At 69.5% G+C, this 24,798-nt stretch carries 21 protein-coding genes; 4 read left to right on the forward strand and 17 right to left on the reverse strand.

The features are described from left to right. Positions 1 to 34: 34 nt before the first annotated feature. Positions 35 to 1,963 (reverse strand): TIGR03960 family B12-binding radical SAM protein, encoded by a 1,929-nt coding sequence (locus I2501_RS20215; RefSeq protein WP_196195535.1) that lies wholly within the window; start codon positions 1,961 to 1,963, stop codon positions 35 to 37. Positions 1,964 to 2,070: 107 nt separating this feature from the next. Here I2501_RS20215 and I2501_RS20220 point away from each other — a divergent pair, with 107 nt between their 5' ends. Next, positions 2,071 to 3,075: an adenosine deaminase gene (locus I2501_RS20220; RefSeq protein WP_196195536.1), complete on the forward strand. Its 1,005-nt coding sequence runs from the start codon at positions 2,071 to 2,073 to the stop codon at positions 3,073 to 3,075. A 39-nt stretch (positions 3,076 to 3,114) separates the two neighbouring features. Here I2501_RS20220 and I2501_RS38810 read toward each other — a convergent pair whose 3' ends face one another. From I2501_RS38810 to folC, 12 genes are all read right to left on the reverse strand, one after another. Beyond that, the gene (locus I2501_RS38810) at positions 3,115 to 3,474 is read right to left on the reverse strand and encodes a hypothetical protein (protein ID WP_215909802.1); all 360 of its coding nucleotides are present in this window, start codon (positions 3,472 to 3,474) and stop codon (positions 3,115 to 3,117) included. Between the two features lie 888 nt (positions 3,475 to 4,362). Beyond that, positions 4,363 to 5,526 (reverse strand): glycosyltransferase, encoded by a 1,164-nt coding sequence (locus I2501_RS20230; protein ID WP_196195537.1) that lies wholly within the window; start codon positions 5,524 to 5,526, stop codon positions 4,363 to 4,365. A gap of 135 nt (positions 5,527 to 5,661) precedes the next feature. After that, complete coding sequence (locus tag I2501_RS20235; RefSeq protein ID WP_196195538.1) at positions 5,662 to 5,859, reverse strand: hypothetical protein; 198 nt, start codon at positions 5,857 to 5,859, stop codon at positions 5,662 to 5,664. Further along, the gene (locus I2501_RS20240) at positions 5,847 to 6,092 is read right to left on the reverse strand and encodes a hypothetical protein (RefSeq protein ID WP_196195539.1); all 246 of its coding nucleotides are present in this window, start codon (positions 6,090 to 6,092) and stop codon (positions 5,847 to 5,849) included. Before I2501_RS20240 ends, I2501_RS20235 begins: the two co-directional genes overlap by 13 nt. Before the next feature lie 22 nt (positions 6,093 to 6,114). Further along, entirely contained in the window at positions 6,115 to 7,320 is a 1,206-nt protein-coding gene (rodA, locus tag I2501_RS20245; protein ID WP_196195540.1) for a rod shape-determining protein RodA, read from the reverse strand. Further along, positions 7,308 to 9,578: a penicillin-binding protein 2 gene (mrdA, locus tag I2501_RS20250; RefSeq protein ID WP_196195541.1), complete on the reverse strand. Its 2,271-nt coding sequence runs from the start codon at positions 9,576 to 9,578 to the stop codon at positions 7,308 to 7,310. Before mrdA ends, rodA begins: the two co-directional genes overlap by 13 nt. Positions 9,579 to 9,720: 142 nt before the next feature. After that, a complete protein-coding gene (gene mreD, locus I2501_RS20255) occupies positions 9,721 to 10,437 on the reverse strand; it encodes a rod shape-determining protein MreD (protein WP_196195542.1) in 717 nt (238 codons plus the stop codon). 4 nt (positions 10,438 to 10,441) lie between these two features. Then, the gene (gene mreC, locus I2501_RS20260) at positions 10,442 to 11,392 is read right to left on the reverse strand and encodes a rod shape-determining protein MreC (protein WP_196195543.1); all 951 of its coding nucleotides are present in this window, start codon (positions 11,390 to 11,392) and stop codon (positions 10,442 to 10,444) included. 90 nt (positions 11,393 to 11,482) lie between these two features. Further along, on the reverse strand, positions 11,483 to 12,508 hold the full coding sequence (locus tag I2501_RS20265) for a rod shape-determining protein (protein WP_196195544.1): 1,026 nt from the start codon (positions 12,506 to 12,508) through the stop codon (positions 11,483 to 11,485). Positions 12,509 to 12,838: 330 nt separating this feature from the next. Continuing rightward, entirely contained in the window at positions 12,839 to 13,261 is a 423-nt protein-coding gene (gene ndk, locus I2501_RS20270; protein WP_196195545.1) for a nucleoside-diphosphate kinase, read from the reverse strand. 198 nt (positions 13,262 to 13,459) lie between these two features. After that, positions 13,460 to 13,819 (reverse strand): DUF4233 domain-containing protein, encoded by a 360-nt coding sequence (locus I2501_RS20275; RefSeq protein ID WP_196195546.1) that lies wholly within the window; start codon positions 13,817 to 13,819, stop codon positions 13,460 to 13,462. Positions 13,820 to 13,999: 180 nt separating this feature from the next. Further along, positions 14,000 to 15,337, reverse strand: coding sequence for a bifunctional tetrahydrofolate synthase/dihydrofolate synthase (gene folC, locus I2501_RS20280; protein ID WP_408022759.1), 1,338 nt, complete (start codon positions 15,335 to 15,337; stop codon positions 14,000 to 14,002). 109 nt (positions 15,338 to 15,446) lie between these two features. Here folC and I2501_RS20285 point away from each other — a divergent pair, with 109 nt between their 5' ends. Beyond that, a complete protein-coding gene (locus I2501_RS20285; protein ID WP_196195548.1) occupies positions 15,447 to 16,826 on the forward strand; it encodes an MFS transporter in 1,380 nt (459 codons plus the stop codon). Between the two features lie 191 nt (positions 16,827 to 17,017). On the opposite strand, the gene I2501_RS20290 is transcribed toward I2501_RS20285, so the two are convergent. Further along, positions 17,018 to 19,645, reverse strand: coding sequence for a valine--tRNA ligase (locus I2501_RS20290; protein ID WP_196195728.1), 2,628 nt, complete (start codon positions 19,643 to 19,645; stop codon positions 17,018 to 17,020). A gap of 117 nt (positions 19,646 to 19,762) precedes the next feature. Here I2501_RS20290 and I2501_RS20295 point away from each other — a divergent pair, with 117 nt between their 5' ends. Together I2501_RS20295 and I2501_RS20300 are read left to right on the forward strand one after the other, a co-directional pair. Further along, positions 19,763 to 20,569, forward strand: coding sequence for a hypothetical protein (locus I2501_RS20295; protein ID WP_196195549.1), 807 nt, complete (start codon positions 19,763 to 19,765; stop codon positions 20,567 to 20,569). Positions 20,570 to 20,694: 125 nt separating this feature from the next. Further along, positions 20,695 to 21,477, forward strand: coding sequence for a peptidylprolyl isomerase (locus I2501_RS20300; protein ID WP_328806500.1), 783 nt, complete (start codon positions 20,695 to 20,697; stop codon positions 21,475 to 21,477). Between the two features lie 55 nt (positions 21,478 to 21,532). Here I2501_RS20300 and clpX read toward each other — a convergent pair whose 3' ends face one another. The 3 genes from clpX to I2501_RS20315 all read right to left on the reverse strand — a co-directional run bounded on the left by clpX (position 21,533) and on the right by I2501_RS20315 (position 24,504). Continuing rightward, a complete protein-coding gene (gene clpX, locus I2501_RS20305; RefSeq protein ID WP_196195550.1) occupies positions 21,533 to 22,816 on the reverse strand; it encodes an ATP-dependent Clp protease ATP-binding subunit ClpX in 1,284 nt (427 codons plus the stop codon). A gap of 339 nt (positions 22,817 to 23,155) precedes the next feature. Next, positions 23,156 to 23,818 (reverse strand): ATP-dependent Clp protease proteolytic subunit, encoded by a 663-nt coding sequence (locus tag I2501_RS20310; protein WP_196195551.1) that lies wholly within the window; start codon positions 23,816 to 23,818, stop codon positions 23,156 to 23,158. 68 nt (positions 23,819 to 23,886) lie between these two features. Further along, entirely contained in the window at positions 23,887 to 24,504 is a 618-nt protein-coding gene (locus tag I2501_RS20315; RefSeq protein WP_196195730.1) for an ATP-dependent Clp protease proteolytic subunit, read from the reverse strand. Positions 24,505 to 24,798 lie beyond the last annotated feature (294 nt).

The raw sequence follows: 24,798 nt of genomic DNA on the forward strand, positions 1-24,798 counted from the left end.
CTCGTTCGGTGCTGCGGTTGCGCGGGTCTTGCGGCTAGCTGTTGACGACCGTCAGCGGCAGCAGCTTCTTGCCCGTCGGGCCGATTTGAATCTCGGTGCTCAGCTGAGGGCACACGCCGCAGTCGAAGCACGGGGTCCAGCGGCAGTCGTCGACCTCGACCTCCTCCAGGGCGTCCTGCCAGTCCTCCCAGAGCCAGTCCTTGTCGAGGCCGGAGTCCAGGTGGTCCCAGGGGAGGACCTCCTCGTACTGGCGCTCGCGGGTGGTGTACCAGGCGACGTCGACGCCGGTGTCGGCCAGGGCCTTCTCGGCGCAGCGCATCCAGCGCTCGTAGGAGAAGTACTCGCGCCAGCCGTCGAAGCGGCCGCCGTCCTCGTAGACGGCGCGGATGACCGCGCCGACGCGGCGGTCGCCGCGGGAGAGGAGGCCCTCGATCAGGCCCGGCTTGCCGTCGTGGTAGCGGTAGCCGATGTTGCGGCCGTACTTGCGGTCGTTGCGGATCGCGTCGCGCAGCTTGAGCAGGCGCGCGTCGGTCTCCTCGACGCCCAGCTGCGGGGCCCACTGGAACGGCGTGTGCGGCTTGGGCACGAAGCCGCCGATGGAGACGGTGCAGCGGATGTCGTTGGTGCCGGTGACCTCGCGGCCCTTGGCGATGACGTTCTTCGCCATCTCGGCGATCTGCATCACGTCCTCGTCGGTCTCGGTCGGCAGACCGGCCATGAAGTAGAGCTTCACCTGGCGCCAGCCGTTGCCGTACGCGGTGGCGACCGTGCGGATGAGGTCCTCCTCGGACACCATCTTGTTGATCACCTTGCGCAGCCGCTCGCTGCCGCCCTCGGGGGCGAAGGTCAGACCGGAGCGGCGGCCGTTGCGGGAGAGCTCGTTGGCCAGGTCGATGTTGAACGCGTCGACGCGGGTGGACGGCAGCGACAGGCCGACCTTGTCCTCCTCGTAGCGGTCGGCCAGGCCCTTGGCGATGTCGGCGATCTCGGTGTGGTCGGCGGAGGAGAGCGAGAGCAGGCCGACCTCCTCGAAGCCGGTGGCCTTGAGGCCGCGCTCGACCATCTCGCCGATGCCGGTGATGGAGCGCTCGCGCACCGGGCGGGTGATCATGCCCGCCTGGCAGAAGCGGCAGCCACGGGTGCAGCCACGGAAGATCTCGACCGACATGCGCTCGTGGACCGTCTCCGCGAGCGGCACCAGCGGCTGCTTGGGGTAGGGCCACTCGTCGAGGTCCATCACGGTGTGCTTGGTCACCCGCCACGGCACGCCGGACTGGTTCGGCACGACGCGGGCGATCCGGCCGTCGGCCAGGTACTCGACGTCGTAGAACTTGGGCACGTAGAAGCCGCCGGTGCGGGCGAGGCGCAGCAGCACCTCGTCGCGGCCGCCGGGGCGGCCCTCCGCCTTCCAGGCGCGGATGATCTCGGTCATGTCCAGCACGGCCTGCTCGCCGTCGCCGACCACGGCCGCGTCGAGGAAGTCCGCGATCGGCTCGGGGTTGAACGCGGCGTGGCCGCCCGCGAGGACGATCGGGTCGTCGATGGTGCGGTCGGCCGCGAGCAGCGGGATACCGGCCAGGTCGAGGGCGGTGAGCATGTTCGTGTAGCCGAGCTCGGTGGAGAAGCTCAGGCCGAAGACGTCGAACGCCTTGACCGGGCGGTGCGCGTCGACGGTGAACTGCGGGACGCCGTGCTCACGCATCAGCGCCTCCAGGTCCGGCCAGACGCTGTAGGTGCGCTCGGCCAGGACCCCCTCGCGCTCGTTGAGCACCTCGTAGAGGATCATGACGCCCTGGTTGGGCAGGCCGACCTCGTAGGCGTCGGGGTACATCAGGGCCCAGCGGACGTCGCAGGCGTCCCAATCCTTGACGGTGGAGTTGAGCTCACCGCCGACGTACTGGATCGGCTTCTGGACGTGCGGGAGGAGGGCCTCCAGGCGCGGGAAGACCGACTCGACAGACATAGAGGCAGGGACTTTCGTGAGAGCACCGGGGTGACCCTCAAGGTTACCGCAGGGCCTAAGGTAGGTGATTCGACCAGATTGTCCGACCCAGTCAGAAAGAGCGTTTCGTGCCCATACCCAAGGCGGAACTGCACCTGCACATCGAGGGCACGCTGGAGCCCGAACTCGCCTTCGCGCTGGCGCACCGGAACGGGGTCGACCTGCCCTACTCCTCCCCGGAGCAGCTGCGCGCCGCCTACGCCTTCGACGACCTGCAGTCCTTCCTGGACCTGTACTACCAGCTGATGGACGTGCTGCGGACCGAGGACGACTTCACCGAGCTGGCCGAGGCGTACCTGACGCGGGCGGCCGCGGCCGGTGTGCGGCACGCGGAGATCTTCTTCGACCCGCAGGCGCACACCGCGCGCGGGGTGGAGCTGGACGACGTGGTGCGCGGCCTTTCCCGGGCGCTGTCGCGGGCCGGTGAGCGGCACGGCATCAGCACCCGGCTGATCATGTGCTTCCTGCGCGACCTGCCGCAGGAGTCGGCGCTGGCGACGTTCGAGGCGGCCCGTCCGTGGTTCGGCCGGGCGATCAGCGGCGTCGGCCTGGACTCGGCGGAGGTCGGCCACCCGCCGGCGAAGTTCGCCGACGTCTACGCGCTGGCCCGGGAGGCCGGTCTGCACCTGGTCGCCCACGCGGGCGAGGAGGGCGGCCCCGAGTACGTGCGCGAGGCGCTGGACGTGCTGGGCGTGGAGCGGATCGACCACGGCATCCGCTCGATGGAGGACCCGGAGCTGGTCAAGGAGCTGGTCGCGCGGCGGGTACCGCTGACGGTCTGCCCGTTCTCGAACGTCCGGCTGCGCTGCGTGGACACGCTGGCGGACCACCCGCTCCCGGCGATGCTGGAGGCCGGGCTGGTGGCGACGGTCAACTCGGACGACCCCGCCTACTTCGGCGGCTACGTGGACGAGAACTTCGCCGGGGTGGAGAGGGCCCTCGGGTTGACGGAGGATCAACTGCGGCTGCTGGCACGGAACTCGTTCGAGGCGTCGTTCCTCGAGGACGACGAGGAGCGCCGCGCCGCGCTGCTGGCCGAGGTCGACGCGTACCGGTTCCCCGCGCGGGGCTGAGCGCCCGCCCCGCGCCAGGCGCGGGGCGGGCGGGCGTCCTCAGCCGTTGGGCCGGGCCCTCTTTTCCGGCTCGGACAGGCGGACGATCGCCGGCTGGGTCGTGATGGCCGTCCAGCCGTTCGTGCAGGAGACCGGGGTCATCCCCGTGGCGAAGTCGCAGGTGGTCGCGTAGACCGTGCCGGTCGTACTGATCGCGTCCACGAGGATCGTGTTGCCCTGGTCAGCCACGGCCACCCCACACGCGGAGACACCCGTCGGCAGCGCCCGAAGGGTGGTCCAGGTCGTCGTGCCCGCGGGCATGGGGTTGACCTTCGCCGAGCCCACGTCGATGTGGGTGGGAGAGCCCTTGACCACACCGGTGTAGAGATAGTCGCCGTGAACCACCGAGTCGATGGTCACACACGGGCCTGCGGGGCCGGTCGCACCGGTCGCACCCGGCGTACCCGGAGAGCCCGTCGCACCCGTGGCACCGGGCGTACCCGGAGAGCCCGTCGCGCCCGTGGCACCCGGCGTACCCGGAGAGCCCGTCGCACCCGTGGCACCGGGCGTACCCGGAGAGCCCGTCGCGCCCGTGGCACCCGGCGTACCTGGAGAGCCCGTTGCTCCAGTCGCACCCGGCGTACCCGGGGAACCCGTCGCACCCGTAGCACCCGGCGTCCCCGGGGAACCCGTCGCACCCGTAGCACCCGGCGTACCCGGGGAACCCGTCGCACCCGTAGCACCCGGCGTCCCCGGGGAACCCGTCGCACCCGTAGCACCCGGCGTCCCCGGGGAACCCGTCGCACCCGTAGCACCGGGCGTACCCGGGGAACCCGTCGCACCCTTCGCGCCGGTCGCGCCCTTGGGGCCCGGAGGGCCCTTCGGGCCGCGGGGGCCGGGCGGGCACTTGCAGTGGTCGTGGTCGTGGTGGCACTTGGGGGGCTTCGGCGGCTTGCCCCAGGCCGGGGTGACCGGCGCTGTGTGGGAGGCCGGCTTGACCGGGGCGGGGACCGGGGTCGGATTCCTCAGCACGACTGAGGTGTGTGTGGCCGCCAGGTCCGCGGCCATGGCCGTCACCTGCGGTGTGAGCAGCGCACCCGTGAGGGCGGCGACGCTGCCGACGCCCATCGCCACTCTGGTGAATGTTCGCGGTACCGGTCTGGAGCCTCTGTGATCCGAATTCACTTCTGCCTCGCACGTCGCTGGGTTCCGCTATGTCGAGGCGTCAGATCCCACACGCGAGGCGTCCGTACCACCATCGGATCGTCGTACAACTCGGTCAGCGTAGAGGCGCCATCCAAAGGGCCGTCAGTTGGTTGAATCGGTGACGGACAACTCGCTGACGAACCAGCCGAGGTTGGCGCGGACCCTGTCCCCCTGCGGGTTGCCGCGCAGGGCGCGGACGCCCGCCTGGAGGGCCTCCTCGTGGCGGCCGGAGTTGCCCAGGCAGACGGAGAGGAAGTCCCAGGGTGCCCAGTCGTGGTCGCGGCCCCGGACGAAGCCCTCGGTCGGCCGGGCCTGTGCCACGCTCGCGGCGCTGAAGAACGGGACCGCTCGTGCCCACTCGCCCTGCTCGTAGGGGATCATCCCGGCCACCATCCAGGCCTCGGGACGGGTGGGGTCGAGCAGCACCGCCTGGACGGCCGTCTCCGCGGCCTCCCCGGTCCTGCCGATCGCCTGGAGGCACTCCGCCCGCGACATCAGCGCAAAGTACCTCTCCCAGGCGGGCTGGGGCAGGGCCAGCACCTCCGCGTAGGCGTCGGCCGCCTCCTGGTGGCGCTCGACGTCACGCAGCTCGTTGGCGCGGTAGTAGAGCGTGCGCGGCGAACGGTCGCCCTCGGCGTAGAGCTTCTCCAGGATCCGCAGATTGCGGCCCTCGTCCTGCGCGGCCTGCGAAGCGGTGCGGCGGTGCTCGACGACGAGCTGCGCTTCCTCCCTGGTCCGCACGCCGGTGATGTCCACCACCTCGTGGATTGCCCCCGCCCAGCGCAGTCTGGCGGAGCGGCGCAGCACGCGCTCCCGCAGCGTGGTGAAGGTCGGCGCGCCGGTGTGCTCGTCGAAGCCGCAGTGGTACGGGGAGATCAGCGCGTCGAAACGGTCTCCGTCGACACCGTCCCCGTCGGCACCGCTCCCGTCGGCACCGTCCCCGTCGGCACCGTCCCCGTCGAGATCGGCCAGGACGCGGCGGAAGGCCTGCTGCGCGGCGGGAGGGACGCGGTCGTCGGCGTCGAGCCAGACGACCCAGTCGCCCGTGCAGGCGTCGAGGCTGGCGTTGCGGGCGGCGGCGAAGTCGTCGGTCCAGGGCACGTGCAGGACGACCGCGCCCGCTGCCGCGGCGAGTTCCGGGGTGCCGTCGGTGCTGCCGGTGTCGGCGACGACGAGCTCGTCGCAGAAGGCGGAAGCGTCGGCGAGGACGGCGGCGATCGACTCCGCCTCGTCCTTCACGATCATCGAGAGCGATACGCGGGCCACGTGACCGATTCTCTTCCGCACCGGCCACCGGAACGACGAGGCGAGGCAGGACGTCCCGCCCGGTTCCCCCGCTTGCACTACGCAGGAGCGCCGCGCCACCGCTGAGCCGCCTACGCGTCGGCGCTCGACACCGTCTCAACCTTCATCGTCGGCAGCCCGGCGCAGCACCCGGGACAGCATGAACACCGCCGCTGCCACCAGGAGGAAAGGTACGGCCACGCCGACCGCCCGCTCGGCGATCGAGCCCCCGGCGGAGTTCCACTCCGAGGACGGCGCGGCGGCGAGGACGAGTCCTGCCGATGCCAGGGCCACGCCGGAGATCAGCAGGGACACGAACGCGACCGACCGACGTTCCGGCGCGACTCGTAGAGCGCGAGCGCCGAGACCAGGGCGTTGCCGACGAGGTAGAGCACTGCGGCCAGCAACCCGAGCAGGCCGTGCAGGAAGACCGCCGCGATCCACCATCCCAACGGGAGGACCGGGAAGATGAGCAGCACGCAGCAGGTCAGCCACAGGGTCCCGAATATCTGGACGAGCCGGGTCCACAGCGCGGGCTGCATGATCATCCCCCAGGGTCGGGCTCCGCGCTCAACCCGCCATCGAGCGTTGCATCTTGACCGACTGCAGGATCCCGATGCCGATCCAGATCGCGAACATCGACGAGCCGCCGTAGCTGACAAACGGCAGCGGGATACCGGCGACCGGCATGATGCCGAGGGTCATCCCGATGTTCTCGAAGCCCTGGAACGCGAACCAGGTGACCACACCGGCGGCGAGCACGGTGCTGTAGAGGTCGGGCGCCTCGCGGGCGATGCGAAAGCCGCGCCAGATGATGACGCCCAGCAGGACGATGATCGCCATGCCGCCGACGAAGCCCAACTCCTCACCGGCGACGGTGAAGACGAAGTCGGTCTGCTGCTCCGGCACGAACTGGCCCGTGGTCTGGGCGCCGTGGAAGAGGCCCTGGCCGGTCAGGCCGCCGGAGCCGATGGCGATGCGGGCCTGCGCGGTGTTGTAGCCGACGCCCGACGGGTCGAGGGTCGGGTCCGCGAAGGCCGCGAAGCGCGCGATCTGGTACTGCTTCAGCAGGTGCAGCTGCACCACGGCGAAGGCGCCCAGCGCGCCGCCCGCGGTCAGCCCGAGCAGCCAGCGGCCGGGCGCACCGGAGGCGAGCAGCAGGCCGAGGATGATGACGACCATGACCATGGTCGAGCCCAGGTCCGGCATCATCAGCACGATCCCTATCGGGACCATGGCCAGGCCCAGCGCCCGCAGGATCGAGCGGCCGTCGGGCTGTTGGAGCTCGCCCGCGTCGACGCGTGCCGACAGTATCGTCGCCACGATCAGTATGATCGCGAGCTTGCAGAACTCGGACGGCTGCACGGAGAAGCCGCCGCCGAGCACGATCCACGAGTGCGCGCCGTTGACGGTCGACCCGAGCGGGCTCAGCACGGCGAGCACGCCGAGGATCGACAGGCCGTAGATGAACGGCACGGCGGTGCGCAGCCGATGATGGCCGAGCAGCACGACGCCGACGCAGAGCGCCACGCCGATACCCGTGTTGAGCAGGTGGCGGACCAGGAAGTACTGCGGGTCGCCCTGGTTGATGTCGCTGCGGTCGCGGGTCGCCGACCAGACCAGCAGCGAGCCGATGCCCGAGAGCGCGAGCGCCGCCAGCACCAGGGGCCAGTCCATCCGCCGCAGCGGCGACTCCCGGTCGACCAGCCGGCGCACGCCCTCCTTGCGGGGGGCGTAGCGCGGCGCGGTCCAACCGCTGGTACTCAGGCCGCCCATCCGTCCGCCCTCCGCTCGGGCGCCAGCGCCGCGACGTCGAGGGCGGGCAGGACCGGTGTCTTGGAGCCGGTGGCCGGAAGGATCGCCGGGACGGCCGAGTTGACGTAGCCCGGCTGGCCGGGAACGGTGCCGTGCAGCGTGGTGCCGTTCGGCAGCGTGTAGGAGACGGGGCTGGTGACCGTGCCGTCCGGATGGAAGTTCGGCAGCTGGCTCTCGCTCGCCGGGGCGATCGCCTTGCTCGGGTCGATCGAGCCGTCGGCCTGGATGCCGTAGAGCGCGTTGTAGATGTTGCGCACGGCCGGTCCGGAACCGCCGGAACCGGTGCCACCCTGGGAGATCGTCATCACGATCGCGTAGTCCTTGGTGTACGTGTCGAACCAGGACGTGGTCTGCTTGCCGACGACCTCGGCGGTACCGGTCTTGGCGTGCAGCTGGATCTTGTCCTGCGGCCAGCCCTGGAACTTCCACGCCGCGGTACCGCTGGTGACGACGTTGGCTGTGGCCTGGTCGATGTAGGAGATCATCTGCGGGGTGTCCGGCAGGTGGCCCTGGACGACCGGCTTGAGGTCCTGCACGACCTTGCCGCCCGGAGCCACTATGGCCTTGGCGATCTGCGGCTGGTAGATCGTGCCGCCGTTGGCCAGCGCCGAGTAGATGCGGGCCATCTGGATCGGGGTGACCAGCGTGTCACCCTGGCCGATCGCGTAGTTGACCTCGTCACCTGCGCGCAGCGTGGCGAAGTCGACGCAGTCCTCGGTGGCGACCGCCTTGAGGTAGGGGTCGGTCTCCGTCTTGGCCTGCTGGCACCAGATGTCCTTCATCTCGTCGTAGTACTGCTGGTGCCACGCGCGGTCGGGGACGCGGCCGGAGACCTCGCCGGGCAGGTCGATGCCGGTGTTCGCGCCGAGGCCGAACTGGTGGGCGGTCTTGTACAGCCAGTCCTTGGGGTTGGTCGGCTTGGTGCCGCCGTCCTTCAGCCACTGCTGGTAGGCGATGTTGTAGAAGACCGTGTCGCAGGAGACCTCGAGCGCCTTCGACAGGTTGATCATGCCGTAGTTCTCGCCCTCGAAGTTCTTGAACACCCGGCCGCCGATGGTCATCGACGAGGTGCAGGGGAACGTCGAGTCGTAGCCGTAGCCCGCGTTGAGGGCCGCCGTCGTGCTTATCACCTTGAACGTCGAGCCCGGTGCGCTCTGGCCCTGGATCGCCCGGTTCAGCAGCGGGAAGTCGGAGCCCGTGCTGTTCAGCGCCGCGTAGTCGGCGGCGGAGATGCCGCCGGTCCAGATGTTGGGGTTGTACGTCGGGGCGCTGGCCATCGCGACGATCTGGCCGGTGTGGACGTTCATCACCACGACCGCGCCGGAGTCGGCCTTGAAGTACTCGTTGGTGACCGGGTCCCAGGTCTTGCGCAGGGTCAGCAGCGCCTGGTTGAGCTGCTGTTCGGCGATCCCCTGGATCCGGGCGTCGATGCTGGTGACCACGTCGTCGCCGGGGACGGCGGGGGTGCCGCCGGCGGTTCCCTGGACCCGGCCGAGGTTGTCGACCTCCAGGTTGGTGGCGCCGTCGGTGCCGCGCAGCGCCTTGTCGTACTGGTACTCGAGACCGGCGCGGCCCGCCGTGTCGGAGGGCGCGAGCGTGGACTTGCCGTCGGGACCGGTGGCGGCGTTGATCTCGTCCTGGGTGACCGGGGAGAGGTAACCCAGTATCTGCGCCGCGTTGGCTCCGTCGGGCCCCGGGTAGTAACGGACCGCGGTCGGGCTGGCGGTGACGCCGGGGAAGTCCTCCTGGCGCTCCATGATCTGCATGGCCTGCTGCGTGGTCGCCGTCTCGGTGACCGGGATCGGCTGGTACGGCGAGCCGTTCCAGCACGGCGCGGGCGTCTTCGCGTCGCAGAGCCGGACCCGGTCGTGCATCTGCTGGTACGTCATGCCGAGCACCTGGCCGAGCCGGGTCAGCACGGCGACGCCGCCGTCCTTCTGCTGCATCAGCACGGTCCGGCTGACGGTGACCACCAGCTTGGTGGTGTTGTCGGCCAGCGGCACACCCATGTCGTCCAGGATCTCGCCGCGCACCGCGGGGTCGACGACCGTGCGGATGTGGTTGGACGAGGCCTGCGCCACGTAGGACGCACCGTCGCGGATCTGCAGGAACCAGAGCCGCCCGCCCAGCGTGCCGAGCATCGAGAGGACCAGCACCTGGAGCACCAGCAGGCGGCCGGTGACTCTCCGGGTCCGACCCGTCTCCGGGATGTTCCCCACGAGTTCCCCTCCTTACTTCTGCCTGGCTGCCGCCGTGTCCCGCGCGGGAGGGCGACGGTGTCTCAGTTCTGCGCGTTCCGGGCGTTCTGCGCGGCGCTCACTTCGCGCCGGCTCACTTCGCGCCGGCTCACTTCGCGCCGGCTCACTTGGCGCCGCTCTTGGCGGTGCGGCCGAACCTGCTGCCGCTGCCGCTCTTGGCGGACTTGGACGACGGGTTGCCGAAGCCGGGGACCGTGCCCAGCCCGGCCGCGCCTCCGGTACGGGTACCGCGGTCGCCGAAGAAGGTGCCGCGGCGGTTGACGCCGATGCGGCGCGGCTTGGGCGTCCCGCCCCGGCTCTGGCCGTCCGCCGCCGGGTCGCTGACGGTGCGGCGGGCCAGCGCCATGACGGCGGGGACGACGAACGGCGCCAGCAGCACGTCGTAGATGACCGAGGAGACCAGCAGGCCGGTCAGGCCCACATGGCGGGCGGCGGTGTCGCCGACCAGCGCGCCGACGCCCGCGTAGAGCAGGGTCGCGCCGAACGCCGCGACCGCGACGATCGCCAGCGGGCGGGTGACCGAGCGCAGGTGGCCGGTCTCCGGTCGCATCAGCCCGGCGATGTAGCCGACCAGGCAGAGCACCAGCGCGTAGCGGCCGACCGCGTGGTCGGACGGCGGCGCGAGGTCCGCGAAGAGCCCGGCGAAGAAGCCGACCAGGCAGCCGGTGACGTGCCCGTAGACCAGCGCCAGCCCGATCACGACCAGCAGCAGGAGGTCCGGCACCGCGCCGGGCAGACCGAGCCGGGCCAGGATGCTGACCTGGACGACGACCGCGAGCACCACCAGGGCCGCGGAGAGCAGGGCGCGTTGGAACCACATGGCGTCAGTTCTTCTTCCCGGCGTGAGCGGACGAGGTCCCGGACGGGGCGGGCGCGGACGGAGTCGGCGCGCTCGGGGTCGGCGCGGGCGGGGCCTGCTTGGGCGGCAGCACCGCGTAGCGCGGGTCGGTGGCGGGCGGCTGGACCACGACGCCGACCAGGTCGAGCGTGGTGAAGCTGACGAACGGCTGGACCAGCAGGGTCTTGGTCAACTCGCCCGGGGTGTTGACGATCTGGGTGACCTTCCCGACCGGGACGCCCGGCACGAAGGGCTTGTCGTCCTCCGAGCCGAAGGTGACCAGCCGGTCGCCGACCTTGACGTCGGCCTGGCCGTTGAGCAGCTCGACGCGCATCGGCGCGTCGCCCTCGCCGGTGGCGAAGCCGACCTCGCCGCTGCCCTCCATCCGGGTGCCGACGGTGAAGCGCGGGTCGTCGGCCAGCAGCACGGTGGACGTGGTGGGCGCGACGGTGGTGACCCGGCCGACCAGGCCGTCGCCGTCGATGACGGTCATGTCGCGCTGGATGCCGTCGTTGCTGCCGATGTCGATGGTGATGGTCCAGGAGAAGTCCTGGCTCGCTCCTATGGCGACGACCTGGGCGGCCTTGATGGTGTACTGGCCGGCCCCGGCCTCGCCGAGCAGCTTGGTCATCTCGCCGTTGCGGCCCTTGACCTCGTCGGACGAGGTCAGCTGCTGCTTGAGCAGCTGGTTCTGCTGCTCGAGCGCGCGGATCCGGTCGCCCTGGCTGCCGGAGTCGCGCAGCGAGTGGAGACCGTCGGCGATCGGCCGGACCAGCCCGGAGACGCCGCTCTCGACCGGCCCGAAGACCGACGCCGCGGCGGAACGCGGACCGTTCAGCGGTGAGGCGTCACCGCCGCGGATGTCCACGGTGATCAGTGCGAAGCTGACCGCCACCAGCAGGATCAGCAGAAGCCGGCTCTCTCGTGTGTCCCTCACGACTCTCGGCAGGGCCCTTCAGTTCATCGTGCACAGCGATGGTGTTGGAGCGTGGAACGGGCGCGGGTTGCCGGCGAAGCCGACGGACCGTCAGCGACGCGGCTGGGCGTCCAGGACCTGCTGGAGCGCCTCGAACTCCTCGACGCACTTGCCGGAACCGAGCGCGACGGAGTCGAGCGGGTTCTCCGCGATGAGCACCGGCATGCCGGTCTCACGGCGCAGCCGCTCGTCCAAGCTGCGCAGCAGCGCGCCGCCCCCAGTGAGAACGATGCCGCGGTCCATGATGTCACCGGCGAGTTCCGGCGGGCACTGATCCAGGGTCGTCTTGACGGCGTCGATGATGGTGGAGACCGGCTCCTCGATCGCCTCGCGCACCTCGGCGGCCGAGATCACCACGGTCTTGGGGAGCCCGCTGACCAGGTCGCGGCCGCGGATCTCGCTGTGCTCCTCCTTGTCCCCCTCGACGGGGTAGGCGGAGCCGATGGTCATCTTGATCTGCTCGGCGGAGCGCTCACCCAGCAGGAGCGAGTACTCCTTCTTGATGTGCTGGATGATCGCGTTGTCCAGCTCGTCACCGGCCACCCGGATGGACTGCGCGGTGACAATGCCGCCGAGCGAGATGACGGCGACCTCGGTGGTGCCGCCGCCGATGTCGACGACCATGTTGCCGGTGGCCTCGTGGACCGGCAGCCCCGCGCCGATCGCCGCCGCCATCGGCTCCTCGATGATGTGCACCTGGCGCGCGCCGGCCTGGGCCGACGCCTCGATCACGGCACGGCGCTCGACCCCGGTGATGCCGCTGGGCACGCAGACCACCACCCGCGGACGGGCCAGGTAGCGGCGGCGGTGGATCTTCAGGATGAAGTACCGCAGCATCCGCTCGGTGATCTCGAAGTCGGCGATGACGCCGTCCTTGAGCGGGCGGATGGCCACGATGTTGCCGGGCGTGCGCCCGATCATCTTCTTGGCCTCGGCGCCGACGGCGAGGATCCCACCGGTGTTGGTGTTGACCGCCACCACCGACGGTTCGTTGAGGACGATCCCTCGACCCCTGACGTACACCAGCGTGTTGGCCGTGCCGAGGTCGACAGCCATGTCACGACCAATGAACGACATGTTGTTCGCCATGGGGATGAGGGGCCTTCCCGAGCTCGCGGATGAGGGGGCGACGGCGGCACATGGCCGGGCGGATACGCCGACTCACGGGCCATCAGCTGGTGGAACTGCTGCCTGCGTTATGTCTGCTGCTGCGACCATGAACGAAGCTGCCGTCGAGCAGTCACCATGGTAGCGACGGGACCTTTGTCGCCATTGTCCGTGCAGACGATCGGATATCCCGCCATTGGGACGCCGTGTGTCGAGGTTCGGTTCCGTATGGCCCAAGGGAGTGCCGTACAGAACCGGTGAAGAAGGTGTGTGGGGGGGAACGCCGGATCCGACCGGTGCTCAGGCGTGTCGCGGGAAGAAGATCTTGATCTCGCGCTCGGCGGAGTTCTCCGAGTCGGAGGCGTGGATCAGGTTCTCGCGGGTGATGGTCGCGAAGTCGCCCCGGATGGTGCCCGGGCCGGCCTCCAGCGGGTTGGTCTTGCCGGCCAGCAGCCGGATGCCCTCGATGACGCTCTCGCCCTCGACGATCATCGCGACGGACGGGCCGGACGACATGAACTCCATCAGCGGCGCATAGAACGGCTTGCCGACGTGCTCGGCGTAGTGCTGCTCCAGGGTGGCGGTGTCCAGGGTGCGCAGCTCCATGGCCGCGATCCGCCAGTTCGCCTTGCGCTCGATCCGGGAGACGATCTCGCCGACCAGGCCACGGGCAACGGCGTCGGGCTTGAGCAGAACCAGGGTGCGCTGGGACGACGAGGACATGGGGGACGGCTCCCTGCGTTGCGATGTGATGATCGACACGAACACTACCCGAGCGGTGTGTGATCTTCCGCAGCGGGACTGCCTGGTTCCGAGGCTGGGCCAGCGCGGAGGTGCTGCCGGGGGCAGCCGCCGGAAATTCACCCGGCCGAGTGGCCGGACGGACTGCGGGTGGGGCCGAACGCGGGGACGTGCTAGACGCTAGACGCTGGGCGCGGGCTCCGCGACGGCGGCTGCCGCCGCGCGGGCGGCCTTGATCGTGTCGATCTTCCGGCCGTAGTGCACCGAGCACCACCACAGCCCGGCGAAGATCACGCCGAGCGCGTACATCATCCCGACGATCGCCCCACTGGCGATCAGCGCGATCTGCAGCGCCCACCCGACCGTCACCGCGCCCTTGCGGTTCAGCACCCCGCAGAGCAGGACGCAGAGCGCCATGGCCGCGCCGGACACCGCCCACAGCGTGCTGCCGGACACGTCCGACAGATGCATGGCGACGAGCGCGGCGAAGCCGATGACCATGGCTTCGCTGATGAGTGTCGTGGAGCAGAGCGTACGCACGGCGCAAGCTTAATCCGCTGCGCGGAGCGTCTTGCAGGCGGGGACCTCAGGTTGCACTACCTAAGGGGCGCGGGGAACTGCGCGACAAGCCACCCGCGCAGGTAGAGCCCCGAACGCGCAGGGCCATCCGCACATCAGTGGTTACTCGCGCAGTTCCCCGCGCCCCTGAGGTCAGTGCAACTACTTGCCGAGAAGCAGCCGGGCCTCGCCGATGGTGATGATGGAGCCGGTGATGAGGACGCCCGCGCCGCCGAGGTCGCCCTCCTCCTCAGCGAGGGTCACCGCAGCGTCGATCGCGTCGTCGAGGCGGCGTTCGACGTGGACGCGGTCGGGGCCGAAGACCTCGACGGCCAACTCGGCGAGGCTGTCGACGTCCAGCGCGCGCTGGGTCGAGTTCTGGGTGACCACGATCTCCGCCAGGACCGGCTCCAGCGCTTCGAGGACGCCGGTGACGTCCTTGTCGCCGCTCGGCGAGAAGACGCCGACCAGGCGGGTGAAGGCGAAGGCCTCGCCGATCGCCTCGGCGGTGGACCGGGCTCCGGCCGGGTTGTGCGCGGCGTCCAGGACGATCGTCGGGCTGCGGCGGACGACCTCCAGGCGGCCCGGCGAGCTGACGCCGGCGAACGCGGCGCGGACCTTGTCGATGTCGAGCGGCTGGTCGTGCGCCGCGCCGACGCCGAAGAAGCCCTCGACCGCCGCCAGCGCCAGCGCGGCGTTCTGCGCCTGGTGCGCACCGTGGAGGGGGAGGAAGATCTCCTCGTACTCGTGCCCGGAGATCCCGCGGAGCGTGACCAGCTGTCCGCCGACCGCGACGTCACGCCGCAGCACGCCGAACTCCATGCCCTCGCGGGCGACCGTCGCGTCGATCTCGACCGCCCGACGGAGGATCACCTCGGCGGCGTCCAGCGGCTGCTGGGCGACGACGGCGAGGCCGCCCTTCTTGATGATCCCGGACTTCTCCCCCGCGATCAGCGCGGTGGTGTCGCCGAGGCGGTCGGTGTGGTCGAGGGCGATCGGGGTGATCACCGAGACGACCGCGTCGATCACGTTGGTCGCGTCCCAGGTACCCCCTATCCCGACCTCGACGATCGCGACGTCCACCGGGGCGTCCGCGAAGCAGGCGTACGCCATCGCAGTGACGACCTCGAAGAAGGACATCGGGTTGGGCTGCTGCGCGTCGACCATGGCGACGTACGGCTTGATGTCCTCGTACGTCTGGACGAACAGCTCAGGGCTGATCGACTCGCCGTCGAGGGAGATGCGCTCGGTGATCGACTCGACGTGCGGGCTGGTGTAGCGGCCGGTGCGCAGCTCGAACGTACGCAGCAGCTGCTCGATCATGCGAGCGGTACTGGTCTTGCCATTGGTACCGGTGATGTGGATGGACGGATAGGACCGCTGAGGCTGGCCCAGGATGTCCATCAGTGCCTTGATCCGCTCCAGGGAGGGGTCGATCTTGGTCTCCGGCCACTTGGCCACCAGTTCCGCGGTTACCGCGGTCAGCTCAGTGTCGCTCACGGGCGCAAGTGTACGGAGCGAACGAAGGACCGTGAGCAAGCCCACCTTCGGCGAACGAAGGACCTTGGTCCCTAGGCGATTGATGATTGTCTTATGCAAAGTGGGCCAGATGTCCACAGTCATCGACAACGCACCGTATACGGCATTTCACCGGCGTCTTGCGCTGGCCTGCTCCGGCGGGCCACTGCTGGACGGCTACATCCTCAGCATCGTCGGCGTCGCCGTCACCGGCATGCAGCCCGAGCTCGGGCTCAGCACGGCGGCCGTCAGCCTGATCGGGGCCTCCGCCCTGATCGGGATGTTCGTGGGGGGCGCAGTCTTCGGGGTACTGACGGACAAGATCGGCCGCGAGGTGATGTACACGGCCGACCTGTTGGTGATGGTCGCCTGCTCCGTGGCCTCGTTCTGGGCCGACCAGGTCTGGCTCATCGTCGCGCTCCGCTTCGTGCTGGGCATGGCGGTCGCGGCCGACTATCCGATCGCCACGTCGCTCCTCGCGGAGTGGCTGCCCATCAAGGAACGCGGAAGGCTGCTCGGCAAGCAGATCGTCGCCTGGTACGCGGGCTCCGTGCTCGCCTACGTCGTCGGCTACCTCTTCCTCCAGTTCGGCGGCAACGGCAGCTGGCGCTGGATGCTGGCGAGCTCGGCGGTCCTCTGCCTCTTCTTCCTGGTCATCCGGCGCGGCTCGCCCGAGTCCCCCCTCTGGCTGGCCCAGCACGGGCGCGGCGAGGAGGCGGTCGCCGTGGTCCGCAAGCACCTCGGCCGCGAGGTCACCGTCGCCGAGCTGACGTCCGGTGGAACGGACGAGGCGACGGGCGGCGAGCAGATGGGCGCGGGCTCGCTGCGGGTCCTGTTCAGCCCCGCGTACCGTCGGCGGACGCTCTTCTGCGGCCTGTTCTTCCTGTGCCAGGTGGCCCCGCTCTTCGCGATGCTGACCTTCGGCCCGGCCATCCTGGGCTCGTTCGGCCTGCCCGGCGGCACCGTGATGGACACCCTCGGCACCGGGCTGATCAGCCTGGTCTTCCTGGTCGGCTGCTACCCGGCGCTGCGCGCCATCGACACGCGTGGGCGCCGTCCCACGATCATCCTGTCCTTCGCGCTGATGATCGTCCCGCTGGTCTTCCTGGGCGTCTGGCCCACGGCCCCGGCGGCGCTGGCGCTGATCGCGCTGTGCGCGTACGCGTTCCTCTGCGGCGGCCCGAACGTGCTGGACTGGACGTATCCGAACGAGCTGTTCCCCACTCAGGTGCGGGCGACGGCGGTCGGTTTCGCGACGTCGGTCAGCCGCGTCGGCGCTGCGGTGGGCACGTACCTGCTCCCGCTCTCCCTCAGCGGGCTGGGCATCGGCCCGACCATGCTGATGGCTGCGGCGTTGACTGCCGTCGGCCTGCTGGTCTGCGTCCTCTGGGCGGAGGAGACCAAGGGCGTCGGCCTCCAGACCTCCTCTCAGACGCCTGCCCCGTCTGAGCCGGAACTCATCCACGCCTGACAGGTAGTTGCAACACGTAGGGGCGCGGGGATTCTGCAGGCGAGCAGCCATGCACAACAGGGGCGCGGGGAACTGCGCGAGCAACCAACCTGTGCGGATGGCCCTGCTCGCTGAGCGACTCACCACACACGGTGGCTTGTCGCGCAGTTCCCCGCGCCCCTTGCGTGCTGCAACTAGCTGTGGGAGCGAAATCAGCCCTTGGGCAACGCAGCGATCTGCGCCGTGAGGCGCTCGATGTCTTCGCCGGCCTTGGTGAGGCGACCACGGATCTTGTCGACCGCCGCCGGGGCCGCCTTCGCCACGAACGCCTCGTTCGACAGCTTCGCGGTCGCCTGCGCCAGCTCCTTCTCCGCTGCGGCGAGGTCCTTGCCGAGCCGCTTGCGCTCCGCCTCGACGTCGATCGCACCCGAGAGGTCCAGCGCCACCGTCGCGCCCGCGATCGGGAGCGTGGCCGTCGCGTGGAAGCCCTCGTCCGCCGGGGTGAGGCGGGCCAGCGACCGCAGCGCGCCCTCGTGGGCGACCAGCGGGGTGCCCGCCAGCTCCAGCTGGGCGGCGACCTTCTGGCCCGGCTTGAGGCCCTGGTCGGCGCGGAAGCGGCGGACCTCGGTGATGACCTGCTGGAGCAGCTCGATCTCCTTCTCCGCCTCCGTGTCACGGAAACCGCTGTCGGACGGCCACTCCGCGACGACCACGGACTCGCCGCCCGTCAGCGTCGTCCAGAGCGCCTCCGTCACGAACGGCGTGATCGGGTGGAGCAGACGCAGCGTCACGTCCAGCACCTCGCCCAGCACGCGACGCGTGACCTCCGCCGCCGGACCGCCCTCGGCCAGCGTGGACTTGGTCAGCTCGACGTACCAGTCGAAGACCTCGTCCCAGGCGAAGTGGAACAGTGCGTCCGTCAACTTGGCGAACTGGTAGTCGTCGTAGAGCGCGTCCACCTCGGCGACGGTGGAGTTGAGCCGCGACAGGATCCAGCGGTCCGCCGCGCTCAGCTGCTCCGCGGCCGGGAGCGGGCCCTCGACCGTCGCGCCGTTCATCAGCGCGAAGCGGGTGGCGTTCCAGACCTTGTTGCAGAAGTTGCGCGAGCCCTGGACCCAGTCCTCACCGATCGGCACGTCCGTGCCGGGGTTGGCGCCACGCGCGAGCGTGAAGCGGAGCGCGTCCGCGCCGTAGGCGTCCATCCAGTCCAGCGGGTTGACCGCGTTGCCGAAGGACTTCGACATCTTCTTGCCGAACTGGTCGCGGACCATGCCGTGCAGGGCGATGGTGTGGAACGGCGGGGTGCCGTCCATCGCGTAGAGGCCGAACATCATCATCCGGGCGACCCAGAAGAAGAGGATGTCGTACCCGGTGACCAGCACGGACGTCGGGAAGAACTTCTCCAGCGACGGGGTCTGCTCGGGCCAGCCCAGCGTGGAGAACGGCCACAGGCCGGAGGAGAACCAGGTGTCGAGGACGTCGGTGTCCTGGTGCCAGCCCTCGCCCGTGGGCGCCTCGTCGTTCGGTCCGACGCAGACGACCTCGCCGTTCGGGCCGTACCAGACCGGGATCCGGTGGCCCCACCACAGCTGGCGCGAGATGCACCAGTCGTGCAGGTTGTCGACCCACGCGAAGTAGCGGGACTCCATCTCCTTCGGGTGGATCTGGACGCTGCCGTCGCGGACCGCGTCACCCGCAGCCTTGGCCAGCGGGGCGACCTTGACCCACCACTGCATCGACAGGCGCGGCTCGATGGTGGTCTTGCAGCGCGAGCAGTGGCCGACGCTGTGGGTGTAGGGGCGCTTCTCGGCGACGATCCGGCCGTCGGCGCGCAGCGCGCCGACGATCGCGGAGCGGGCCTCGAAGCGGTCCAGGCCGAGGAACGGGCCGTGGGCCGTGATCACGCCGTGCTCGTCGAGGACGGCGATGGACGGCAGGCCGTGGCGCTGGCCGATCTCGAAGTCGTTCGGGTCGTGCGCGGGCGTCACCTTGACGGCGCCGGTGCCGAACTCCGGGTCGACGTGGGCGTCGGCGACGATCGGGATCCGACGGCCCGTCAGCGGCAGCTCGATCTCGGTGCCGACCAGGTGCTTGTAGCGCTCGTCGTCCGGGTGGACGGCCACGGCGGTGTCGCCCAGCATCGTCTCGGCACGCGTCGTCGCGACGACGATGGCGTTGTCGCCCTCGCCGTAGCGGATGGAGACGAGCTCGCCGTCGTCCTCCTGGTACTCCACCTCGATGTCCGAGATCGCGGTGAGGCAGCGCGGGCACCAGTTGATGATGCGCTCGGCGCGGTAGATCAGCTCGTCGTCGTAGAGCCGCTTGAAGATGGTCTGGACGGCCTGGGAGAGGCCCTCGTCCATGGTGAACCGCTCACGCGACCAGTCCACGCCGTCGCCGAGGCGGCGCATCTGACCGCTGATCTGGCCGCCGGACTCGGCCTTCCACTGCCAGACGCGGTCGACGAAGGCCTCCCGGCCCAGGTCGTGGCGGGACTTGCCCTCCTTGGCGAGCTCGCGCTCGACCACGTTCTGGGTGGCGATGCCGGCGTGGTCCATGCCCGGCTGCCAGAGCACCTCGTAGCCCTGCATCCGCTTACGGCGGGTCAGCGAGTCGATGATGGTGTGCTCGAAGGCGTGGCCCAGGTGCAGTGAGCCCGTCACGTTCGGGGGCGGGATGACGATGGTGTACGGCGGCTTCTCGCTCTTCTCGTCCGCCGCGAAGTAACCGCGCTCTACCCAGCGCTCGTAGAGCGGCCCCTCTACCTCGGCCGGCGTGTACTGCGTCGGCAACGTTTCGAGGGCGCTTTCGTCCCCGGTCTGGGCGGGGCGCTGGTTCATGTCGGTCACGACGGCAAGTTTAGGGGGCTGCCGACATGGTCACGAACCGCTTGCACTGGGCACCCGAATCGGAAAAGCGGATGGACAAGATCCAGCCAGCTGGTCCGATAATCCTCCATGTCGATCAATCCGCCGCCGGGGGGCTACCCGGAGCAGCAGCCCGGGTACGGCCAGCCCGGCTTCCAGCAGGACCCCGGGTATCCGCAACAGGGATACCCGCAGGCCGGCTATCAAGAGCCGGGTTTTCAGCAGCCGGGTTACCAGCAGCCCGGTTATCAGCAGCCGATGGACCCCAACGCGGCCTGGGCGTACGGCGCGCCGGTCCCGCCGCCGAAGAAGCGCAGCCTGCTGAAGATCGTGCTGATCTGCGCCGGCGCCTTCATCGTCGTCATCGGCGGCGCGATCGGCTGGTTCGTCTACAGCCAGGCATCGCAGATGGGCAAGTACAAGCTGACGCCGCCCGCCAGCTTCGACGGCGCGTCCCTCACCACGAACAACTCCGTCGGCAACAGCCTGACCAGTGCCAACGCCAAGATCGCCCAGGCGGGACAGACCCCCGTCACCGCGATCTACGGTCCGGACACGGGCATGCCGAAGTACGTCAGCTACGGCCTCTACGGCGGACTGCCGCTCCCCAGCGTGCAGTTGGACGCGGCCTTCAAGGGCGCGACCAGTGGTGGCGCGACGATCACCCAGCAGACCAACGAGGACGCCGGACCGCAGGGCGGCGACATGCGCTGCGGCGTGATGAACGTGCCGAACAGCGGAACGTCGGTGTCCATCCCCATCTGCGCCTGGGCCGACAACAGCACCATGGACATCCTGATGCAGATCCCGGATGCCAGCGGCCAGACCACGATCGACCTGCCGACGCTCGCCGAGAAGACCCGCGAGCTGCGCCAGCAGATGGAGGTCGCGAAGTAACGGTGCTCGCCGTGTAGCGACAACCTCTCGACCAGCGGAGAGCCTCATTCGTGCCCCGTAGTCCGACCCGTCACACTGGTGTGCTGACACAGGTCGGCAGCGGGGCACAACCGTGAGGAGCAAAGGTGAGCGAGGACCCGGGCGCGGCGCGTCGGGCGCGGATGGATGCGCTGCGCGCTCAGGAGGCAGCCAAGGCGAAGCGGCGGAAGCTGCTGATCTTCGGTGGCGGGGGCCTGGCGGTCCTGGTCGTCGTCGGTCTGGTGCTGGGGCTGACGCTGAGCAGCTCGTCCAGCAGCAAGAGCAGCACGGCGACGAGCGCCGGCAGCGCCGGGTTCTGCGGGAACGTCGCCGCAGGCAGCCCGAACAACAAGCAGTGGGCGAACCCGCCCGCGCTGAGCATCGATACCAAGGCGACCTACACCGCCACGCTGAAAACCTCCTGCGGCGACATCGGCCTCAAGCTGGACGCGCAGCACGCGCCGCAGACGGTCAACAGCTTCGTCTTCCTGGCGAAGCAGGGCTTCTTCGACCACACCAAGTGCCACCGTCTGACGACGGCCGGCATTTACGTGCTGCAGTGCGGCGACCCGACCGGCACCGGCACGGGCGGCCCGGGCTACAAGTTCAACGACGAGTACCTGAACGACCCGGCGATCCAGGGCGGCACCTACCCGGCGGGCACCCTGGCGATGGCCAACTCCGGCCCGAACACCAACGGTTCGCAGTTCTTCCTGGTCTACAAGGACAGCCAGCTGTCGGCGAACTACACGCCGTTCGGCACCATCACCAGCGGGCTGGACATCCTCAACCGCATCGCCGCCGGCGGCACCGACAGCTCCAACGGCCAGGGCGACGGTCACCCCAACGACAACGTCGTGATCAACTCCGTCATGGCGGCCAAGCAGTAACGCAGCAAAGAAGGGCCCGGGGCGCTTTCGCCCCGGGCCCTTTCTGCTGTGCCTGTTACGCGCTCTTCTCGCGGCGCTCGCGCTGGCCGCGGATGTCGCGCGGGACCAGCGTCGGGTTCACGTGCTCCAGCACGACCTGCTCGTCGACGACCACGCGGGCGACGTCCTTGCGCGAGGGGACCTCGTACATCACGGACATCAGCACCTCCTCCATGATCGCGCGCAGGCCGCGGGCGCCGGTGGAGCGCTTGATCGCCTGGTCGGCGATGGCCTCCAGCGCCTCGGCGGTGAACTCCAGCTCGACGCCGTCCAGCTCGAACAGCCGCCGGTACTGCTTGACCAGGGCGTTCTTCGGCTCGGTCAGGATCTGCAGCAGCGCCTCGCGGTCCAGGTTGTGGACCGAGGTGATCACCGGCAGGCGGCCGATGAACTCGGGGATCATGCCGAACTTGACCAGGTCCTCCGGCATGACCTCGCGGAACATGTCGCTGGAGTCGATCTCGTGCTTGGAGCGGATGGTCGCGCCGAAGCCGATGCCCTTCTTGCCGGCCCGGCCCTCGATGATGCGCTCCAGACCGGAGAAGGCACCGCCCACGATGAACAGCACGTTCGTCGTGTCGATCTGGATGAACTCCTGGTGCGGGTGCTTGCGCCCGCCCTGCGGCGGCACCGACGCCGTCGTGCCCTCCAGGATCTTCAGCAGCGCCTGCTGCACGCCCTCGCCGGAGACGTCGCGCGTGATCGACGGGTTCTCGCTCTTGCGGGCGACCTTGTCGATCTCGTCGATGTAGATGATCCCCGTCTCGGCCTTCTTGACGTCGTAGTCGGCCGCCTGGATCAGCTTGAGCAGGATGTTCTCGACGTCCTCGCCGACGTAGCCGGCCTCCGTCAGCGCGGTGGCGTCCGCGATGGCGAACGGGACGTTGAGCATCCGGGCCAGGGTCTGCGCCAGCAGCGTCTTGCCGGAGCCGGTCGGGCCCAGCAGCAGGATGTTGGACTTGGCGAGCTCGATGCCGTCGTCGCGGCCGTGCTTACCGTTCTCCCCTGCCTGGACGCGCTTGTAGTGGTTGTAGACGGCCACGGAGAGGGACTTCTTGGCCGACTCCTGGCCCACCACGTACCCGTCGAGGAACTCGTAGATCTCGCGGGGCTTGGGCAGCTCCTCGAAGCGGACCTCCGAGGTCTCCGCCAGCTCCTCCTCGATGATCTCGTTGCACAGGTCGATGCACTCGTCGCAGATGTACACGCCGGGCCCGGCAATGAGCTTCTTCACCTGCTTCTGGCTCTTGCCGCAGAACGAGCACTTGAGCAGGTCGCCACCGTCACCGATGCGTGCCACGAGGTGCTTCCCCTTCGCCAACGGCTCCCTGGGGGACGGAGCCTGGTGCTTGGTATCCGACGGTACTCCGCCAGGACCCCCGATTCGCCGTCTTCGGCGGTTCCCGCTTCCGCCCTGGGCGAATATCCGGCTCGCGACCGGACACCGGAGCGAGGAACGGAACGACGGAACGATAAGTCGGTACTGACGATGGTGCCAGGCCCCGCCCCCGGCTCCAAGAGCCGGGGGTGGTCTGGCTGCGTGGTACTGGTCTCAACGGCCGCGTACGGGCGCCGGACCTGCGGAGCAACCGCAGCGCAGCGCAGAGGCGACTGCAGAGCGAGCTCCGCCTGCAGAAACTCAGTCCTGCAGGGAGGACTTGCGGGTCGAGACGATCTGGTCGACGAAGCCGTACTGGAGCGCCTCCTCGGCCGTGAGGATCTTGTCGCGCTCGATGTCCTCGCTGATCTCCTGCTGGGTCTTCTTGGAGTGCTTGGCCAGCAGCTCCTCCAGCAGTTCGCGCATGCGCTGGATCTCGTGCGCCTGGATCTCCAGGTCGGAGACCTGGCCGCGGCCCGTCTCGGTGTACGGCTGGTGGATCAGCACGCGGGCGTTCGGCAGCGCCATGCGCTTGCCCGGCGTACCGGCGGCCAGCAGCACGGCGGCGGCCGAGGCGGCCTGGCCCATGCAGACCGTCTGGATGTCGGGCTTCACGAACTGCATCGTGTCGTAGATGGCGGTGAGCGCGGTGAACGAGCCGCCGGGCGAGTTGATGTACATGGAGATGTCCCGGTCCGGGTCCATGGACTCCAGGCAGAGCAACTGCGCCATGATGTCGTTCGCCGAGACGTCGTCGACCTGGGAACCCAGGAAGATCACGCGCTCCTCGAAGAGCTTGGCGTACGGGTCGTACTCACGAATGCCCTGCGAGGTGCGCTCGACGAAGCGCGGGATGATGTAGCGGCCCTCGGCACGCATGTCCTCCATGCGCGCCTTGGCACTGTCGAGGCTGGGGATGTTCATCGGGTCTTCCGTCCTCCGGAACGATGGTCTGTGGTGGTTGGTGCGGACCGACGCGGCGCTGAGGCTGCTCAGGCGCCGGTGCCGCCGCCACCGGGGACGTCCGCGGCGCTGTGCATGATGTTGTCGATCAGGCCGTACTCCTTGGCCTCGACCGGCGTGAACCAGCGGTCGCGGTCGGAGTCCTTGGTGATCTGGTCCGTCGTCTGACCACTGTGCTCGGCGATCAGTTCGGCCATCCGGTGCTTGAGGCGGACCAGCTGCTGGGCCTGGATCCGGATGTCGGTCGCGGAGCCGCCGAGGCCCGCCGAGGGCTGGTGCATCAGGATCTCGGCGTTCGGCAGCGCGAAGCGCTTGCCCTTGGCGCCGGCGGTGAGCAGGAACTGGCCCATCGAGGCGGCCATGCCCATCGCGATGGTGACCACGTCGTTCTTGATGTACTGCATGGTGTCGTAGATCGCCATGCCGGCGGTGACGGATCCGCCCGGAGAGTTGATGTAGAGGAAGATGTCCTTTTCCGGGTCGGCCGCGAGCAGCAGCAGCTGCGCGGTGATCCGGTTGGCGATGTCGTCGTCGACCTGCTGGCCGAGGAAGATGATGCGCTCGTTGAGCAGACGGTTGTAGACCTGGTCCCCCAGTCCGCCACCGCTGATGTCACCGGCGGCACGGGGAGTCACAAGCCCGGGCATCGAGATCTGCGGAATCGTCACGTATCCACCTGCTCGTTGTTGGCACGACAGCTGCTCGTCGAAGACAGCCGTCACAGCGTTTCCACCGACCCTAACGCGCGGGACTTGCCTGGCCATCCCTCACACCGACCTGTTCGCTTTGAGCGTCACGTGTGCGGACCAGCGCGTCGCGCCCGGGGCCGGCCCGGAGTCGCCGGATCGGCCGGATCGGATCGGAGTCGCCGGATCGGATCGGATACGGCAGGGCCCGGACCGCGCGTCGCGGTCCGGGCCCTGCCGGTGTGCGTCAGGAAC

Origin of the sequence: Streptacidiphilus fuscans, from assembly GCF_015690355.1 — a bacterium.
Lineage (GTDB): Bacteria > Actinomycetota > Actinomycetes > Streptomycetales > Streptomycetaceae > Streptacidiphilus > Streptacidiphilus fuscans.

Coding starts and splice junctions, on each gene's coding strand:
- I2501_RS20215 (WP_196195535.1), bottom strand. CDS start 1,963: ATGTCTGTCGAGTCGGTCTTCCCGCGCCTGGAGGCCCTCCTCCCGCAC.
- I2501_RS20240 (WP_196195539.1), bottom strand. CDS start 6,092: ATGATCATGCAGCCCGCGCTGTGGACCCGGCTCGTCCAGATATTCGGG.
- rodA (WP_196195540.1), bottom strand. CDS start 7,320: ATGGGCGGCCTGAGTACCAGCGGTTGGACCGCGCCGCGCTACGCCCCC.
- mreD (WP_196195542.1), bottom strand. CDS start 10,437: ATGTGGTTCCAACGCGCCCTGCTCTCCGCGGCCCTGGTGGTGCTCGCG.
- I2501_RS20265 (WP_196195544.1), bottom strand. CDS start 12,508: ATGTCGTTCATTGGTCGTGACATGGCTGTCGACCTCGGCACGGCCAAC.
- ndk (WP_196195545.1), bottom strand. CDS start 13,261: ATGTCCTCGTCGTCCCAGCGCACCCTGGTTCTGCTCAAGCCCGACGCC.
- I2501_RS20285 (WP_196195548.1), top strand. CDS start 15,447: ATGTCCACAGTCATCGACAACGCACCGTATACGGCATTTCACCGGCGT.
- I2501_RS20290 (WP_196195728.1), bottom strand. CDS start 19,645: ATGAACCAGCGCCCCGCCCAGACCGGGGACGAAAGCGCCCTCGAAACG.
- I2501_RS20295 (WP_196195549.1), top strand. CDS start 19,763: ATGTCGATCAATCCGCCGCCGGGGGGCTACCCGGAGCAGCAGCCCGGG.
- I2501_RS20310 (WP_196195551.1), bottom strand. CDS start 23,818: ATGAACATCCCCAGCCTCGACAGTGCCAAGGCGCGCATGGAGGACATG.
- I2501_RS20315 (WP_196195730.1), bottom strand. CDS start 24,504: ATGCCCGGGCTTGTGACTCCCCGTGCCGCCGGTGACATCAGCGGTGGC.